17 protein-coding genes are annotated in these 16,551 nt (G+C 32.5%); 11 read left to right on the forward strand and 6 right to left on the reverse strand.

Features of this window, described 5'->3' with window-relative positions; genetic code table 11:
* Positions 1-2: 2 nt before the first annotated feature.
* From traN to OQ292_RS39285, 11 genes are all read left to right on the forward strand, one after another.
* Positions 3-809 (forward strand): conjugative transposon protein TraN, encoded by an 807-nt coding sequence (gene traN / locus OQ292_RS39235; protein WP_284689722.1) that lies wholly within the window; start codon positions 3-5, stop codon positions 807-809.
* On the forward strand, positions 806-1,360 hold the full coding sequence (locus OQ292_RS39240; RefSeq protein WP_284689723.1) for a hypothetical protein: 555 nt from the start codon (positions 806-808) through the stop codon (positions 1,358-1,360). Before traN ends, OQ292_RS39240 begins: the two co-directional genes overlap by 4 nt.
* 66 nt (positions 1,361-1,426) lie before the next feature.
* A complete protein-coding gene (locus tag OQ292_RS39245) occupies positions 1,427-1,618 on the forward strand; it encodes a hypothetical protein (protein WP_284689724.1) in 192 nt (63 codons plus the stop codon).
* A 30-nt stretch (positions 1,619-1,648) separates the two neighbouring features.
* On the forward strand, positions 1,649-3,625 hold the full coding sequence (locus tag OQ292_RS39250) for a type IV secretion system DNA-binding domain-containing protein (protein ID WP_284689725.1): 1,977 nt from the start codon (positions 1,649-1,651) through the stop codon (positions 3,623-3,625).
* A complete protein-coding gene (locus OQ292_RS39255) occupies positions 3,622-3,972 on the forward strand; it encodes a helix-turn-helix domain-containing protein (RefSeq protein WP_284689726.1) in 351 nt (116 codons plus the stop codon). Before OQ292_RS39250 ends, OQ292_RS39255 begins: the two co-directional genes overlap by 4 nt.
* Before the next feature lie 371 nt (positions 3,973-4,343).
* Positions 4,344-5,105: a DUF4099 domain-containing protein gene (locus OQ292_RS39260; RefSeq protein ID WP_284689727.1), complete on the forward strand. Its 762-nt coding sequence runs from the start codon at positions 4,344-4,346 to the stop codon at positions 5,103-5,105.
* Positions 5,105-6,175, forward strand: a complete 1,071-nt coding sequence (locus OQ292_RS39265; protein ID WP_284689728.1) for a toprim domain-containing protein — start codon at positions 5,105-5,107, stop codon at positions 6,173-6,175. The genes OQ292_RS39260 and OQ292_RS39265 overlap by 1 nt, the downstream gene beginning before the upstream one ends.
* Positions 6,176-6,235: 60 nt before the next feature.
* A complete protein-coding gene (locus OQ292_RS39270; protein ID WP_284689729.1) occupies positions 6,236-6,688 on the forward strand; it encodes a beta-barrel fold lipoprotein in 453 nt (150 codons plus the stop codon).
* A 99-nt stretch (positions 6,689-6,787) separates the two neighbouring features.
* The gene (locus OQ292_RS39275; protein WP_284689730.1) at positions 6,788-7,690 is read left to right on the forward strand and encodes an IS481 family transposase; all 903 of its coding nucleotides are present in this window, start codon (positions 6,788-6,790) and stop codon (positions 7,688-7,690) included.
* 78 nt (positions 7,691-7,768) lie between these two features.
* Complete coding sequence (locus tag OQ292_RS39280; protein WP_284689731.1) at positions 7,769-8,062, forward strand: hypothetical protein; 294 nt, start codon at positions 7,769-7,771, stop codon at positions 8,060-8,062.
* Positions 8,063-8,596: 534 nt separating this feature from the next.
* The gene (locus OQ292_RS39285) at positions 8,597-8,968 is read left to right on the forward strand and encodes a hypothetical protein (RefSeq protein WP_284689644.1); all 372 of its coding nucleotides are present in this window, start codon (positions 8,597-8,599) and stop codon (positions 8,966-8,968) included.
* Between the two features lie 188 nt (positions 8,969-9,156).
* Here OQ292_RS39285 and OQ292_RS39290 read toward each other — a convergent pair whose 3' ends face one another.
* From OQ292_RS39290 to OQ292_RS39310, 6 genes are all read right to left on the reverse strand, one after another.
* Positions 9,157-10,488, reverse strand: a complete 1,332-nt coding sequence (locus tag OQ292_RS39290) for a TolC family protein (RefSeq protein WP_284689645.1) — start codon at positions 10,486-10,488, stop codon at positions 9,157-9,159.
* A complete protein-coding gene (locus OQ292_RS39295; RefSeq protein ID WP_284689646.1) occupies positions 10,475-13,618 on the reverse strand; it encodes an efflux RND transporter permease subunit in 3,144 nt (1,047 codons plus the stop codon). Before OQ292_RS39295 ends, OQ292_RS39290 begins: the two co-directional genes overlap by 14 nt.
* 37 nt (positions 13,619-13,655) lie before the next feature.
* A complete protein-coding gene (locus tag OQ292_RS39300) occupies positions 13,656-14,774 on the reverse strand; it encodes an efflux RND transporter periplasmic adaptor subunit (RefSeq protein ID WP_284689647.1) in 1,119 nt (372 codons plus the stop codon).
* A 2-nt stretch (positions 14,775-14,776) separates the two neighbouring features.
* A complete protein-coding gene (locus OQ292_RS39305; RefSeq protein ID WP_284689648.1) occupies positions 14,777-15,394 on the reverse strand; it encodes a TetR/AcrR family transcriptional regulator in 618 nt (205 codons plus the stop codon).
* Between the two features lie 146 nt (positions 15,395-15,540).
* Positions 15,541-15,759 carry a hypothetical protein gene (locus OQ292_RS41355; protein WP_489686935.1) on the reverse strand — a complete coding sequence of 73 codons (219 nt, stop codon included), beginning with the start codon at positions 15,757-15,759 and terminating at the stop codon, positions 15,541-15,543.
* A 9-nt stretch (positions 15,760-15,768) separates the two neighbouring features.
* Positions 15,769-16,365 (reverse strand): short chain dehydrogenase, encoded by a 597-nt coding sequence (locus OQ292_RS39310; protein ID WP_284689649.1) that lies wholly within the window; start codon positions 16,363-16,365, stop codon positions 15,769-15,771.
* Positions 16,366-16,551: the final 186 nt, after the last annotated feature.

Here is a 16,551-nt window from a genome sequence, read left to right on the forward strand (position 1 = left end):
CAATGAAAACTGTAACTCATATACTTATTTTCTTATTAGTGTCAAACATTGTTTTTGGGCAACAAGAAAGTACTATCCCCAAATTATATGTGAATGAAGATGTAACCACGCATTTTATTTTAAGTGAGCCAATTACTTATGTTGATATTAGTGTGCAGGATGTAAAAGGAGATCAACCTGAACCTAACATTCTTCGCATTAGGCCAATAAAGTTGAAAGAAGCTCAAGAAAAATACAAAGGAATTGTAAGCATTGTTTGTCAATCTTATCTAGTACAATATGAACTTGTTTATACATCTTCAAGTAAAGCTACAAAGTATATAAGGATTAAAAGTGAAGATGGGGTAGGGCTGATTAATTCGGAAATAACAGTTTCAACGCCAGAGATGAAAGCTTTTTGTTTGAAAAGCCTAAACAAGAAACCGACCTACCATTCGGTTAAAAGTACAAATAGTAAAATGGTTATTAGTTTGAATAATCTTTATACAGTAGGAGACTATTTCTTTATTGATGTCACCTTTAAGAATCATACAAAAATTAAATATGATATAGATCAAATCCGGTTCAAGATAGAGGATAAAAGAAAAGTGAAGCGAACCAACTATCAAGAGGTGGAATTACAAGAAGTATACAAACTCTACGATATCAAAGAGTTTAAGTCTAAGCATCGAAATGTATTCGTTTTCAAAAAATTTACTTTTCCTGATCAAAAGGTTTTTACTATTGAAATTGCTGAAAATCAAATCAGTGGTAGGCGGGTGAAATTGGATATCGATTATTCAGATATTTTAAATGCTGATACTTTATGAAAAGGCTATTCATAACCCTTCTAATTCTGAGTTCTCATTCCCTACTGAAAGCTCAAAAGGGGTTTAATTATTTAGATGTAGCTGGTGGAACTATGATTAAGAACCAATTGGTGAGTGAAATATCTTATGAGTGGGTGGGTAAATATTATAGTGCGCATGAGGTATTTCTAGAGTATGCCATTGATAAAGGTGATGAAATTTTTAAGAAACAAAATGATAAAGATTTTAGCTTACAGGATACAGACAATTCAACTGATACAATCATCTATAATCCTAATGATCACATCCGAAACTTTATGGTGGGGTATGCCTATAAACCTCTAATTACCCGAAACAAGAATGTAGCACTTAACCTAAGAACTGCTGGAAGTACGGGTACAAATGAGTTAGATTTTATAGCCTCACTAAGCTTAGGTTTTGAGCTGAATGTGACTTTTAGCAATGGTTGGGTGTGGACACTCAGAGAAAAAAATCAGGTGGTATTTTATGATCCACAAAGTTGGCGTATTGGTCTACTAACAGGTATTAAAATTCCACTAACCAAAGATTAAAATAAGATAGCAAAATCACGCTGCTATCAATCATACATGTTTCATTAATCCAATCGAATAACTACTATGACTATTAAGAAGGTAACAGTTACTCGCGAAATAGAAATTACCCGAGTTGATGACAAAAAGATTAAGGTGTTAACCAATGAAGTTCATGAAGTAGATGTACTTAAAAACGGTACTTTTATTTTTCTGATTGATGGTACAAGCCATGTAGTCCAAGAAACATTACAAACTATACTGGACAACCTAGAGTAATCATTTAAGCAATTATCAAACTACAAGGAAATGGAGGAGAGTAAAGAACTTCAAAGGATTTTCAATTTTTTTCAAGGTTTTATTTACATGACCATTATCGTAGAGATAATGGTTTTTATATTGATGTACGATCAGTTATTCCCAGTAGTATTGGATGAAGTGTTGTATAGAATTAAAACTATCAGTATATATCAAAATATATTCTATTCTAAGTTGCTCACATTCTTTTCAATCATAATCGTATCCATAGGTACAAAGTCTAGGAAACAATTAGAGCTTGATCCACTAAAACAAATAGGATTACCATTATTGGTAGGCTCAATTTTATTCTTTGGTGCTATCGTCTTTTATTTTTACGATAATGAAATACTGCTCTATAAAAGTATCTCACTTTTTGATATACTTTACGTTTTGGCTTCTTTCATCGGGGCAATACTCATACATACTGCGCTAGATAATGTCTCGAAAATTGTTAAATCTAACTTGATGAAAGATCGATTTAATATCGAGAATGAAAGTTTTGAGCAGAATAAGACATATGAAGAAAATGCCTATTCAGTCAACCTGCCTATTCAATATTATTACAAGAAAAAAGTACATAAAGGATGGTTAAATCTGCTTAATCCTTTTCGTGCTACCTTGATCATCGGCACTCCAGGTTCTGGTAAAACTTTTAGCTTTATTCAACCTTATATTAAGCAAGTGATTGGGAAAGGCTTTAGTGCTTTTGTCTATGATTTCAAATATCCTGATTTAGGCAAAATGACCTATTATCACTATTTGGTCAACAAGAAAAAGGGGATACTTAGAAAGCATAAATTCCATGTGATTAACCTAAATGAAGTGGAATATAGTAGAAGGGTAAACCCACTAAACCCCAATTACCTTAAAAGCTTGGCTGATGCAACAGAAACAAGTGATGCACTAGTTCAAGCTTTAAAAAAATCGGATGGATCTTCAGGCACAGATCAGTTCTTTACCCAGTCTGCTGTAAATATGCTTTCTTGTGTGATTTACTTTTTATCCAGATACAAAGGAGGAAAGTATTCATCTTTGCCACATGTTTTGTCTTTTATGAATAGATCGTATGATGAGTTGTTTCAAGTATTGTATTCTGAACCAGAGCTGCAAAGCTTACTTTCTCCATTTAAAAGTGCACATGAAAAAAAAGCTTACGATCAGTTAGAGGGTCAGTTGGGGACGTTGAAAATCAACATTTCTAGACTGGCTACCAAAGAAACATATTGGGTATTTTCTGGGGATGATTTTAACCTAAAAATCTCTGACCCTAAAGATCCAAGTATATTGGTGGTAGCCAACGATCCAGATACACAAGAGATCAATAGTGCTTGTTATTCTGTGGTATTGAACAGGCTTACCAAATTGGTAAACAAAAAAGGAAACTTACCAGTAACTATTGCAGTAGATGAGTTGCCTACCTTGTACATTCACCGAATTGAAAACCTAATTGCTACAGCCAGAAGTAACAAAGTAGCCATACTTTTAGGATTACAAGAATTGCCACAGTTTAGACAGCAATATGGAAAGCAAACCGCTGATACTATTTGTAGTGTAATTGCCAATATTATTTCTGGACAGGTAAGAAACAAAGAAACCCTAGACTGGCTTGAAAAGCTATTCGGTAGAGTAAAACAGCTCAAAACAGGCCTTAATATTGATAGAAGTAGAACTTCCATTAGTATGAATGAACAACTGGATCATTTGATACCTGCATCTAAAATTTCTTCTTTACGATCTGGACAATTAGTTGCCCAAATTGCTCAGGAGTCTAATGATTTTGATGGAAAGCATATACTCTCCACTTATAATTGCAAGGTGGATTTAAATGTTAAAAGGATAGTTGAGGAAGAAAAAAAATATAAGGATTTGCCAAAATTTTATAATTTCGGAACTGAGAAAAATAAAAAAAAACTGTTAACCAAAAATATGATTCGAATTAATAATGAAATTGAGGAAATTATAAATTCGTACAAACAAATGGCATGATCAACATTACTTTAGCAATACTTGGGAAAAGACTGAAACAATTACGCGAACATCTGGAATTAAAGCAAAGTGATGTGGCAAAAAATGCTGGCATGAACCAGAACATAGTCTCCCGAATAGAGAATGGTAAAGGTGGAAACATTGATCAATTGCTAGCTATGGTAAACTACTTTAACCGTTTTTTTTATCTAGACACCTTCTTCTCTTCCCATTTTGAAGTAGTAGAAATCAATAGTATATCCGATGAGGAAAAACTAAACAGCATTGCTGTAGAACGTATTAAGTTAGCCCAAGAAAATTTAGCCAATGAGCTCGGAGATGTGATTAATATGTTAGGGAAAGGATGAGAAAACACCTGCTCTAATTTTCTAATAATCCATACTCTCTCATTTGAGACTCTGTTAGCCTATCATAGTTCATATACAAAAGAAAATTTTTTGAAAGATGTTTCAGAAAGTATTGATAACAAATCAAAAAAGATTGTTCCAAGTTTTTGAAGAGCTAAGATTTGTTTTTGGGTGATTGCTTTCATTCATTATTATCTCTGATTTCTACAATAGAAACTTGTTTATTCCTTTCAATCGTATTAAAGATATCGTGGATGTTAACTGAAATAATAAAAAAGAGGTGCGAAAAGCATAATATTTTATACATATATAATATAAATATGGTATATTAACTCATGTGTTATAATAATAAGTATAAAAATAGCAAAATAATGAATTTTGAAGCCAAAAACATTCCCTATGAACTTTTAGAGAAAATAGGGCTAAAAAAGAAAGATGTGCTCAGTTGGTCGCCGGATGAGTTAAAGGCATTGCTTTCAGGTAGAACTACTCAGCTAAAAACTATTTCAGATGGAGTAGGGAATCATCTTCAAGCAAAATTATCTCTGTATCCAGAAAGTGATGGCTCTTTGGGGGTTAAAGTACATCCGGTAAGAACCAAAGTGGAAGTGCCTACCAATTTAAACCGTGAACAAGCTAAAGATTTAAAAGAAGGTAAAACGGTAGTGGCCAATCAGCTAAGTAAAAATGGCACTAAAGAACCTTATATGTACAAAGTTGATCCTGAAACTAATGAGGTTTTTAGAACCAGAATTGGCAACATCAATCTGCCGAGGTATTTGGAAGGTGTAGAGTTAACCCAAGACCAAAAAGCGGCTCTACTAAAGGGAAAAGAGATTGAGTTAGTAAAACCGGATGGTAAAGTAGAAAAAATTGCCATCAATATTATTGCTCCAAATGGTTACTCTAGAACTCCACTTAATTATCAAGAGTCACAAAAAGATCAAATGAGTAAAGCTGAAAAAAATGAAGCTGAGGGAGTAGACATAAGTGCTAAAAAAACGGAAAAAGAAGGGAATGATATTTCTCTAAAAAAGGAGATTAAAGACAAGGTAAAAGCTGGCTTAATTGCTGGGCCACTCGGTATGGCTGTAGACGAAACCATCAAACAAGTAAAAGGCAGAAAAAGATAATGCGACATACTTGGCAGTATTTTAAAGAAAATGTGAGTATCATCCAACTGGCAGAGTCTCTTGACTATAAGTTCAACAGGGCAAAGGGTAATGGCAAAAAGATAGAATTTTGCCATGAATATGAGAATAATGTGATAATCACTAAGCCATCAACTTCTCAGGTTGAGATGTACTTTACAAGACACAATGACCTTGATAGAGGTACTGTTATTGATTTTGTGAGGCATAGGTTAGATAAATTTAATGTTTCATATGCTACTGAGACTAATGGTATCAATCAGGTTCTAAGTCATTTTGCAGGTATTCCTTTTGATTTTACGGAAAATACCCACAATCTTAATCTTAGAAGAAGGGATATAAATAAGTTTAAAGCAAATGACTACCAGATAAAAAATGCCACTATAAAAGACCTTTCTTACTTGCTCCATGGAAGAAAATTATCAGCTAAAACATTGGGAGTTTTTCTGTCTCATATCTGTACAATTCAGAAAAATGAAAGTCCATATACCAATATTGGATTTCCATATAAAGAACCGAATAGTGATGCACTAAAAGGTATGGAAGTTGTAAATTATAATTGGCATCAGCATGCTAGAGGTAGTGATAAAACGAATGCAGTTTGGATCGCCGATTTAAGTAATGGAGGTATTGTTACTGACATATTTTTTGGAGAAAGTGCCATTGATGTAATGAGTTTTTATGAATTGAATAAGCAAAGAATTAATAAAGCATCTAGTTTATTTGTATCAACTGGTGGTGGTTTGTCTGCTAAACAAATTTCTAATGTGTTAGACGCATTTCCATTTGCTAAAATTCATACTGTGTTTGATAGTGATTTGGCTGGTAATCTCTATGATATCCGAGTGGCTGCTATTAAAGAAAAACAGCCCTTAATAGTTGTCAAAAAAGAAAAAATAATTGAGTTTCAAATAAATAATAAAGTATTCTACTTACCGCTAGGTTTGGTAAGTCTTACAGCTTTTAGAAAACAATCGTGTATAAGACCTGCTGTAAAAGTTCACAAAGCTAATGGGAAAGACTTTAACGAAATGCTTCAAAATATGAAGTAGACTAATTATTAATAAATCGTGTTTCTGGGATCGATTAATTAATTGCAAAAGAAAAAAATTATGAAATCCATTCAACTCTCAACCTTTCTCATCTTATTACTAAGTACTGTTTTTTATGCCTGTAATGATGATGAAATCAATCCTGATAATACAGAAGATAATGCTACATCTATATTTAAAGTTGTGTATGAACAATCTGGAGATGTAGATTTTTTTGTGAAGTCTTTGGAATTAGGGGAGGGTTTTGTCTTTGCTGATACTCAAGAAGAAGCACCAATCACTTTTCTCGATGCTGATTTGGTACAGTCGAGCTATTCTTTTATCAATCAAGAACCACAAAAAGAAATTGAATTAGCTGTAACTGCTGGCTGGGTTCCTTTAGAAAATGATTATGCAGAAATGAAAGTAACCCTTAAAATTTATAAGGATGATATTCTTATTGATACAAAGGAATACATCACGACATCAGAAGATGTAAGCAGTGTTAATCGGATCAAGTATACAAGTGAATGAATTTTAGCAAATCCATTTCTAACTTTTGTTAGTTATGAAAATCAAGACTAGGGTTTACGATATTATTTTTGAATATTGCTCAACTCAAATCTTGATTTTATGACAGCAAAAGCCCACTCAGACATTCGCCGTAAGTTAAAAGTTCTCAACTATGCCAAAGAGATAGGTAACATTACTAAAGCATGCAGATATTTTGGTATTTCACGGGAAACTTATTATAAATGGAAAAGAGCCTATGATCAACATGGTCAGGAAGCATTAATAAACAAAAAGCCATGTCCTGAAAATCCTAAGCTTAGAACACCTATTAGAATTGAAAAACTAATTCTTCATCTTAGAAAAACGTATCATCTAGGACAACTACGCATCAAATGGTATCTGAAAAGGTATCATGATATAGAAATTTCAGAAGGTGCTGTTTACTATGTTCTCAAACGTAATGGCATGAATCTGCTACCCAAGAATCAAAGAAAGCGATCTATTAAACCATTTAAACGCTACGAGAAAAAAGTACCTGGTCACCGTATCCAGATTGATGTTAAGTTCTTGAATTTCACGACAAAGGAAGGTAAAAAGATAAGAAGGTATCAATATACTGCTATAGATGATGCAACAAGAGCAAGAGCTTTGAAAATATATTCAAAACACACGCAGGCAAATGCTATTGATTTTGTGAACTACATATTGAAAAGATTTCCTTTCAGAATTCATACAGTTCAAACGGATAATGGCCATGAATTTCAAGTGAAATTTCATTGGTATTGTGAGGACTTAGGGATAAGACATGTTTATATAAAACCAGCAAGTCCTCATTTAAACGGTAAGGTAGAAAGATCTCATTCTACTGATAAGCAAGAGTTTTATCAGCTTATTGAGTATACAGATGATATTGATATTAGAAAAAAACTTCAGGAATGGGAGACTTTTTATAATTGTCATAGACCCCATTCAGCTCTAAAAGGGAAGACTCCATATGAGGTTTTAATGGAAAGGCTATCTTAACATTTTTCTTTCGCTTGACCCCTACAAATTATGGGTTAAGCAAAAGAAAAATGTTATGTTTGTTCGTAAATCCTAGTTATGATTTCGACAACTAACTATATGAATTTTCTTGTGGTAGAAATGTTGATTGAGAAAATATTTAATGTCACTATTGTCCCTAAAGATTTAAATCAATTTGGAGTACTAGTAAGTACTTTACCTATTCTTATATTAAATTTTTATTTATTTTACTATAAAAAAAAATACTTAGAAATTGTTGAACAGTATGAAAAATTAAATACGGTTAAAAATGCAAAGTGGAATGCAATAGGGTATATGGTTTGTTCATTCTTATTATTAGGAGGAGTTAAATATATGCTTTTTTTTATTTAAGATAATTTTAATATTTATTAGATAATTACACTATTAATAGTATAAGTGTAATAATCAAATTAAAGTCCTGCTTAAGATAGGACTTTATTTGTATCGTCCTAAAGACCACCAATTTACTTACACAAGCTTATCTAAACATTGTTCCTAATTCAAACCTTGGCACTGTTAATGAATTAAGCGTGTTTAGTAATATAGCTCAAGGTATTGGAAAAGCCACTTTTGGAGTGCAACTACGATCTTCTGGGTATAATATTTGGAATGCATAAAGCGAAGATGCTTACAGCGTATATTTTACAGAAGGAGTAAACATGGGAATAGAATATTATGGTATGAGCGGTACTGTAGGTGGTTTATTTGGCATTGGATACTTTATAGGTTCTGAATTTGGGAAACGAAACCCATAAACTACCTTAAACATTGGGCAATCTATTATTTATCCTTTTATCGAATTTGCTATGCCTGAAGCATTGGGACCTCAAAATTCCGTTCAACCAAACAATAAGTCGTAAACTTCGCTAACCATATAGATGTATTATGAAATATTTTATTTATTGTTTTTATAGGATTGTTAAAGGAAATAATGGCTCGGCACCCTATCTTAGTGCATATATTGCTGTTAGTAGTCTTAATTACATGCATTTCCTTGTGCTATTAACATTAATAGAAGGGATAGTAGGTATTGATATTATGCCTAGAAACTTAAATAAAATCGGTATTGTCATAAGTGCTTTACCTATACTAATATTAGATTATTATTTGTTTTTTTATAAAAAAAAATATTTAGAGATAATAAGCAAATATGAAAAATCTAATAAAACAAAAAATCCAAATTTGATAGTAATTGGTTATATAGTTGCAACATTCTTTTTACTTATCGCTACTAAAGAACTATTTTTTCGCCTTTAGAGTTTCGAATACTTCAATAGATCATAACGCATTGATTTTCAGTAATTTATAAAATATCAATAAATATCATTATGTTAATTAATAGTTTGTTTCTAAAATTTTATTAATTCGATAGCTCAAATAAAAAAACTACAGCAAAAATAGTAAAACCAAAGAACTCATAATATTACAAGTTCTTTGTGCTATGTTTACTTTACAAGGTTGCCTGAATAATAATGTAGACTAACTTCTGATATCTTTGCTTGTAAACGTTGCAGGCTTACATTATACTTGGCATTTAATAGATTTAGCTGGGCTTCTCTTAATTCTATTCCTGTAATTTGTCCTGTACTGAAAGCTTCTGTACTTCTTTCATAATTTATCATTGCTGTTTTCACATTACGTTCAGTAAGGCTTAGCAAGTTTATGTTAGATTGATAGTCATCGTATGCTTTTAGCAAATCTGTTTTCAAATTATTTTTTGTCTGATCTATCGATAATTGTTGATTTATTACCTGTATTTCAGCCTTTTCTTTTTCCCTTTTCCTGCTACCTGCATCAAAAATATTGTATGATACACTAATTCCTGCATTCCAACCGAGGCCTTTTTGAGTACTTATAAAGCTGGCTCCATAGCTAACATTGCTATACTCATAACCACCAGAAAAATCTAAAGTAGGCAGGTAATTTGTTTTTGTTATTTTCAAATCTAATTCTCTAGATCGTATTGTAGATCTAGCCAATAGGTAGCTTGTATTTTTATTTAAAGCATCTTCTATTAACTCAGCAACCACCAAATCATCTTCTATGGTAAAGTCAGGATTAATTGTGTAAGTTGAATCTGGATCAATCCCCATTAGATTATTAAGATCTTTTATCGATTTCTCAAATGCGACTTTTGATTGAACTAAATTAGTACTATCATTTCTAAGGTCAACCTCAGCATTTAATAATTCAAGTTTACTCATTGCTCCAAAAGAGTAATTATTTTCAGCCCTCTCATACCTTTTTAGCGAAATGTCAACAGACTCTTTATTAATTTCATATGAGTCGTAATAATTTACCACATTTAAAAACTGCGAAACCACATTCAGCACAGAAGTTTCAATGCTTTGTTGAAGTTGTAGGTCTGAAAGATAGTTTTCGTTTTTCAGTTTTTCGTAAGTATATTTTCTATTGCCACCACTATATATGTTATAGTTTAATGTTACTCCCGCAGCTATGTTTTCTGTAACTGCCCCAGAAGCAGAAATCTCGGGCATAGTAGGATCAGCAAAAACAATATCTGAATTACTAGAAGAGTAATTGTAACTTCCAGAAAGTGCCACAGTTGGCAAATAACCGGCATTTCCTGGCACAGCATCAATTGAAGTAGATTTTGAAGTATTCTTACTTATTTTAATATCATAATTGTTTTCTAACGTAATTGCTATTATTTCCTGAATACCTAATCCTGTAGCATCACTCACTGTTTGTGCTTTGCATAAAAAAGAAGTAAATAGTGAGATTAGTAACAGAAATATATATTTAATATTTCTCATATTGATTTTCATTTAACTTTCTGATAATTGCTTTTTCTACAGATTCGTGACTTGGCTTTTCACCTTCCCACAACCATTTAAGATGCACTTTACTTCTATTAAATGTTGAAAGAAATACTGGTAGTAAGAGCACTAATAAAAAAGAACCCAATAGTAAGCCATAAGCAATAGTAATAGCCATCGGAATAAGGAATTGTGCTTGAAAACTACGTTCTAGTATTAAAGGAGCAAGACCAGCAGTTGTTGTAATTGTTGTTAAAAAGATAGGTCTGAAACGCGAAATAGCAGTTTCCCTTAATGCTTCATCGTATTTGAGACCGTCTTTAAGATAAATATTAAAAGCTCCTACAAACACAAGCCCATCGTTTATTATTACTCCAATAAGAGCTATAAACCCCAAAAATGAAAGCAAACTCATTGGTTGACCATGAATAAAATGCCCCCAACTCATACCGATTATACCAAATGGTACAACCATTAAAAGGGCAACGGCTTGACTAACAGATCGGAAAGTTATAATTAAAAGCGCAATCATAATAACTAGTACTACAGGCCCCACTTTGGCTATTGAAGCCCCCATTTTTGCTGTTTCTCTTTGCTGGCCATCTAGCGCTATATTTACATCAGAATACCTCTTTGCTATTTTCGGAATTACATCAGATGAAACTTTTCCTATCATTTCTGTAGCTGAAATATCAAAAGAAGCAATTTCTCCCTCTACAGTAATTTGTCGTTTCCCATCTAAGTGATTAATTTTTATTAGACCTTTTACTGGTACAATATCGGCTATTTCACTCACTGGAACTAAATCGCCTTGTGGCGTTCTAATTCTCATATTTTTCAACTCCTCTATATCATCACGATTTTTTAATGAGTAGCGAACCCAAACTTTTACTTCATCATCTCCTCTTTGTAGGCGTTGAGCTTCAAAACCAAAAAAGCCATTCCTAATTTGTTGAATTACAGTTCTAGGATTTAAACCAAGACCTCTTCCTGTTTCATTGAGTCTTATATTAATTTCGGGTTGGTCAGCTTTATCATTAGTTACAATATCTTTAACCATTCCAGTTTCTAATAACTCCTCTTTAAAATCGGCAACTGCGGCTCTTAATCGGTTAAAATCTTCTCCCGAGAAAGAAACATTTAGTGGTTTACCAAATGGGGTTGCAGTTTCGAAACTTAACTGAGTAGCATTCGGAACAGCCCCTACTGCATCTCGTAAATCTGAAGCTACTTCAAAACTTCTTAAATCTCTTTGTTCTGATGATACCAGATAAAAGGTTAATTTTCCCTCATTGCTATTTCTACCTAGAAAAATTTCTCTATTAGTAATAATTGTTTGCCCAAGTTCTTCTTCATATTTTTTTTCTAGATCTATTGCAGCTTGTTCAATCTTAAGCACTGCCTCTTCTGTAATTGTTTCTGAAGTTCCACTAGGAAATTCTATGGTAACATCTACTTGTGTTTGCTCTATATTCGGGAAGAATGTAGTTTTAATAATTCCACCACGAATTGCTCCAAATGTTACTATAAGCAAAGTAATAGCTGTCATAAAACTGAATACTTTGTACTTGAGGGTAAAATCCAGAATAGGTACAAAAAATACATCTCTGAATTTTAATAGCATATTTTCAACTTTTATCTTAAGCTTATTTGGCTTTACATCGTGAGATAAATCTTTGATATGAACCAAGTGAGCTGGTAAAAAAAGGAGTACTTCAACAAGAGAAAAACCCAAAGCAAATATTACTACCAACGCAACATCGGAAAAGAATTCTCCTAGCTGCCCATCTATAAAAAAGAAGAAAGCGAAAGCCACGCATGTTGTTGCAATAGCTGAGAAAATAGCTGGTAGTACTTCTAGTGTTCCATCGAGTACAGCCTGAAATCTAGTTTTACCTTTTTCAAAATGCTGAAACACATTTTCACCTACGACTATACCATCATCAACCAAAATACCTACAACGAGTATCATCCCAAATAATGACAATACATTGATGGTAACACCATACAAGTTTAACAAAACAAACATACCGAGAAAGGAAATTGGAATACCCAATGCTACCCACATTGCCAATCTTATTCTGAGGAATAGTGCTAATAAAATGAAAACAAGTACTGCACCCAAAATTCCATTCTCAGTTAAAAGATTAATTCTTTCGCTTAAAACATCAGTGCCGTCTCTTACAAGAATAGCATTTACCACACTATTTTGCGAATTAAATTCATCAAGATAATTTCTTATGCTTTCAGCTGCATCTAAAATATTCTCTTCATTTAATGTATTAACTGTAACCAATACAGCTTTCTCACCATTATAAAATGCTTTGTTAGTTCCTTCATCCCAACTCTCTTTAATGCTTGCAACATCTTTTAATCTAATTACATTTCCATTATCTAGCGTTCTTAACACCAGATTCATGAGTTGATTGGCATTATACAATTTTTGATCTGACCTTATTATAACTTCGGTCTCTGCTTTTATACGTCCTCCTGTAAATTGTATATTTTCATTTTGAATGGCTATGGCAACATCTTCAAAGTTTAAATTGTAAGCTCGAAGTTTACTTTCTTCTAAAGCTACTACTATTTCTTCTTCGGTAAAACCAGTCACATCAATCTTAGAAATATTGGGCAATGCTCTCAAACCATCTTCCAATGCTTCTGATCTTTCTTTTAATGTTGCTAAAGGTACATCACCGACAAGTGCAATTTTAGCTGTAAAGTTTTCATTCTCCCTTACATAAACTACCAACCTTTCCATATCTTCTGGAAAATTACTTATTTGGTCAACTGCATTTTTTACATCCTGTAAAACTAAATCTGCATTTTGGTTGAGCTCAAGTTCTATTTCTATATTGGCAGTATTTTCAGATGATGTTGACGTAACTCGATCTATACCTGTAACACTTTTAAGGTTATCTTCTATTTTTAGAACGATCCCCTCTTCTACTTCTCTAGGAGATGCACCGGGATAAGTAGCTTCAACTACTATAAACTTTTCATCCTGTGCAGGAAAAAAAGACGAGTTCATTCTAGAAGCCATTAATACACCCATAAATGTTATAAGTGCAATTAAAAGATTTACTAGTAACTCGTTTTTTATAAAAAACTTAATGATATTCTTCATTAGATAAATTGATTTAGAGCTATAATTTATGCTACTACTACATTTCTATCACTTCAGTACCTTCAAATGCACTGTTTTTTTTATCAATAATTACCTTCTCCCCATCTTTTAGCCCTACTGCAATAAAATCGTTTACATTCTGATTATGCACTTCTATTTTTTTCTTTATAGCCTTTCCATTTTGCGCAACTAATACAAAAGTTTGGTCAACGAGTGATTCTATAGGTAAGATAGTTGCATGTTCAAAAGTGGTACTTTCGATATGGCCATTTAGATAAAGACCACTTCTAAGACGTTGATCGTTTAGTTGAAAATATACCTTTACCAGTTGCGTAGTAGGATCAATTTTGTTATTGATTCTTATGAGAGTTCCTTCATGAGTATCACTCCCCTTAACATCAGTAAATTGTACTTTTTTCCCTTTTTCTAAATAACTAAGTTGATCATAAGCAATAGAAGCTTCTATTTCAAAAGTTCCATTTTTAATAAATTCACCAAGTTGCTGTCCTGTTCTTACTAGTGTTCCCTGATCTATAAATGTTTCTGTAAGTGAACCAGTAAACGGTGCTCTAATTACATATTTACTGAGTCTCTCTTCAGATTCTAGAATACTGTAATAATTAGAGTAAATGCTTCTGCCAGTAAGAAAAAACTTTAACTGCTCATTTTTAACCTCTGGTAGAGCAGCTATATTTTTATCAATATCATAATTTAATAAGTAATCTTTCCAAGCTGCGTAATCGTCAGGATAATCTAACTTTAAGTCTGGTAGCACCTGTGCCAATAGACTTGAAAACTGACTTTTAATAGATGCTAATGAACGTATAAACTCTCCTTTATCTATCTTTAACATTACTTCTCCCTTCGAAAAAGTATTACCTGTTTTGAATGGTCTTACACCATAAGTAGATACACCAGAAACTTCAGCAAATAAATCTACCTGTTCTGAGGCAATCAACCTTCCTGTAATTTCAATTTTAGATTTAATAGTCTCTTGATGCACTTCTTTTGTTCTTACCACAAAGCGGTTTACAGTTTCCGCTTTTTCCTTTTCGATATCTTCACTTCCTGTACTAGAAAGCAATCTTGAAAGCATTACACCTATTATGAGTATGGCAATACCTGCAACACTTATATATAGTTTTCTTTTATCCATTTTTATGATTTTATACTATTAATAAATCTTTTGAAAGCTGCCAAAAACAAATCTGTAACTTCCATATCTGGTAACAACATAGATTTTCTCTTAGCGATAATATTTTTATTATCATGCATTTTAAAGAATGTGTATCCTTTTAATAGGCATACCATATTTAAGAAATACTCTTGAACTTTCACTTCGTCCTCTTCTCCTGTAATTTCGGTTAAAAGCCCCAAGACCATACCTTTAATTTTGATCATATAATTGCTCAATTCAAGGTTATGCCATTCAGGATTATCGGCATCAAACATCATATGATGTAGCGTGTTGTGCTTTGTTACAAACTCGAATCTAGCCAATGCCAAAGCACAAAGTTTATCTTCGGCAGAATGTTGCGCGTTTATTTTTTCATAGGTGCTATTAATTAATAGTTCGAATCCATCTTTTACTATGTGCCTATATAAATCATCTTTGTTTTTAAAAAACTCATAAACTATAGGTGGTGTATAGAGTACCTTATCGGCAACTCTTCTAATTGTTACTTTATGCCAACCTTCACTCTCTGCTATTTCTAGTGCTGCTTGTTTTATGGCTTCTCTTACTCTTTTTTTTCTTTCTTCTTTCTTATCTAACATAATTATAAAAATCTAACATTGTTAGGTAATATAACAAAGTTAGATTTTGACTACTGTAAATGCAAATTATTTTTATAAAATCTAAATTAGAAGTTGTAGGCAGAGCTTAGTTCGTAATACCATAGGGCTTGCTCAACAAGTATATACTATTTAAAACTTGCTTTTGAGGTGCTTTTCTTTAATACAAGATGTAAAAAAGGCAATCCAACAAACACCATCCAAGGAACTAAAATTAATGTTAGAACTAAAGTACGCAGATAAATAGGAAGATTTGTTAAGTATTTTCCAAATAATATATAAAAGACAGTAATAGATGGATAAATCACAATCCAAATCTTAATTGACTGAATTAGCTTTACTTTCATATCAGATTATTAAGGTTTTATGATTTGACCAGTTACTGCTCCAAATAGACTTTTTCTAAATGCATACTCCAATTGCTTCATAGTTGTTGGAGTTTCGCCTGGAAAATAGGGAAAGTATTGAGGTGAATCTTCTATTACAGTTGGGCTTACGGCATTAATACGCACACTATTTTCTAATTCGATAGAAGCAGCACGTACAAAACCTTCCACTGCACCATTAGCAGCAGAAGCATTCGCAAAATTTCGTTGTGGTTCATGTGTTAATGCACCTGTTATTAATGTGAAAGAACCTTTTGGTCGAATATAATGCTGGCCAATAAGCACAAGGTTGATTTGTCCCATCATTTTACCTTCAATACCAGACCTAAAAGTTTGATCAGTTAGATTTTTCCAAGAGCCTACAAAAGTTGGACCTGCAGTAGAAACTAATGCATCAAAGGCTCCTGTTTCTAAGAACATATTTTTGATGGATGCAGGGCTGGTAATATCTACTTTTACATCGCCAGATGAACGGTTTGCTCTTATTATTTCGTGATTTTCTTTTTGCAAAATACTTGTCAGAAATTGTCCCATAGTGCCTGAAGCACCTACAATAATTATTTTCATATGAAATGCTATTTTGTTGATCTTTAGCAAATCTATTTCAACTTACACTGTAATATGTAGGACAAACATCAAGTCATACAGGACATATGTAAAGTAATATTCAATGAGTTTATTACACCAAATATAAAAGTCTGAATAAACAAAAGTTTGATATATCTGAACCTATCTATAGGTACATTTATGGTA

This window comes from Chondrinema litorale, assembly GCF_026250525.1.
GTDB classification, from domain to species: Bacteria; Bacteroidota; Bacteroidia; order Cytophagales; family Flammeovirgaceae; genus Chondrinema; species Chondrinema litorale.

What these genes read in the sequence shown, in the direction of transcription:
- traN (WP_284689722.1), top strand. Translation starts at nt 3, where the DNA reads ATGAAAACTGTAACTCATATACTTATTTTCTTATTAGTGTCAAACATT.
- OQ292_RS39240 (WP_284689723.1), top strand. Translation starts at nt 806, where the DNA reads ATGAAAAGGCTATTCATAACCCTTCTAATTCTGAGTTCTCATTCCCTA.
- OQ292_RS39245 (WP_284689724.1), top strand. Translation starts at nt 1,427, where the DNA reads ATGACTATTAAGAAGGTAACAGTTACTCGCGAAATAGAAATTACCCGA.
- OQ292_RS39250 (WP_284689725.1), top strand. Translation starts at nt 1,649, where the DNA reads ATGGAGGAGAGTAAAGAACTTCAAAGGATTTTCAATTTTTTTCAAGGT.
- OQ292_RS39255 (WP_284689726.1), top strand. Translation starts at nt 3,622, where the DNA reads ATGATCAACATTACTTTAGCAATACTTGGGAAAAGACTGAAACAATTA.
- OQ292_RS39260 (WP_284689727.1), top strand. Translation starts at nt 4,344, where the DNA reads ATGAATTTTGAAGCCAAAAACATTCCCTATGAACTTTTAGAGAAAATA.
- OQ292_RS39265 (WP_284689728.1), top strand. Translation starts at nt 5,105, where the DNA reads ATGCGACATACTTGGCAGTATTTTAAAGAAAATGTGAGTATCATCCAA.
- OQ292_RS39270 (WP_284689729.1), top strand. Translation starts at nt 6,236, where the DNA reads ATGAAATCCATTCAACTCTCAACCTTTCTCATCTTATTACTAAGTACT.
- OQ292_RS39275 (WP_284689730.1), top strand. Translation starts at nt 6,788, where the DNA reads ATGACAGCAAAAGCCCACTCAGACATTCGCCGTAAGTTAAAAGTTCTC.
- OQ292_RS39280 (WP_284689731.1), top strand. Translation starts at nt 7,769, where the DNA reads ATGATTTCGACAACTAACTATATGAATTTTCTTGTGGTAGAAATGTTG.
- OQ292_RS39285 (WP_284689644.1), top strand. Translation starts at nt 8,597, where the DNA reads ATGAAATATTTTATTTATTGTTTTTATAGGATTGTTAAAGGAAATAAT.
- OQ292_RS39290 (WP_284689645.1), bottom strand. Translation starts at nt 10,488, where the DNA reads ATGAGAAATATTAAATATATATTTCTGTTACTAATCTCACTATTTACT.
- OQ292_RS39295 (WP_284689646.1), bottom strand. Translation starts at nt 13,618, where the DNA reads ATGAAGAATATCATTAAGTTTTTTATAAAAAACGAGTTACTAGTAAAT.
- OQ292_RS39300 (WP_284689647.1), bottom strand. Translation starts at nt 14,774, where the DNA reads ATGGATAAAAGAAAACTATATATAAGTGTTGCAGGTATTGCCATACTC.
- OQ292_RS39305 (WP_284689648.1), bottom strand. Translation starts at nt 15,394, where the DNA reads ATGTTAGATAAGAAAGAAGAAAGAAAAAAAAGAGTAAGAGAAGCCATA.
- OQ292_RS41355 (WP_489686935.1), bottom strand. Translation starts at nt 15,759, where the DNA reads ATGAAAGTAAAGCTAATTCAGTCAATTAAGATTTGGATTGTGATTTAT.
- OQ292_RS39310 (WP_284689649.1), bottom strand. Translation starts at nt 16,365, where the DNA reads ATGAAAATAATTATTGTAGGTGCTTCAGGCACTATGGGACAATTTCTG.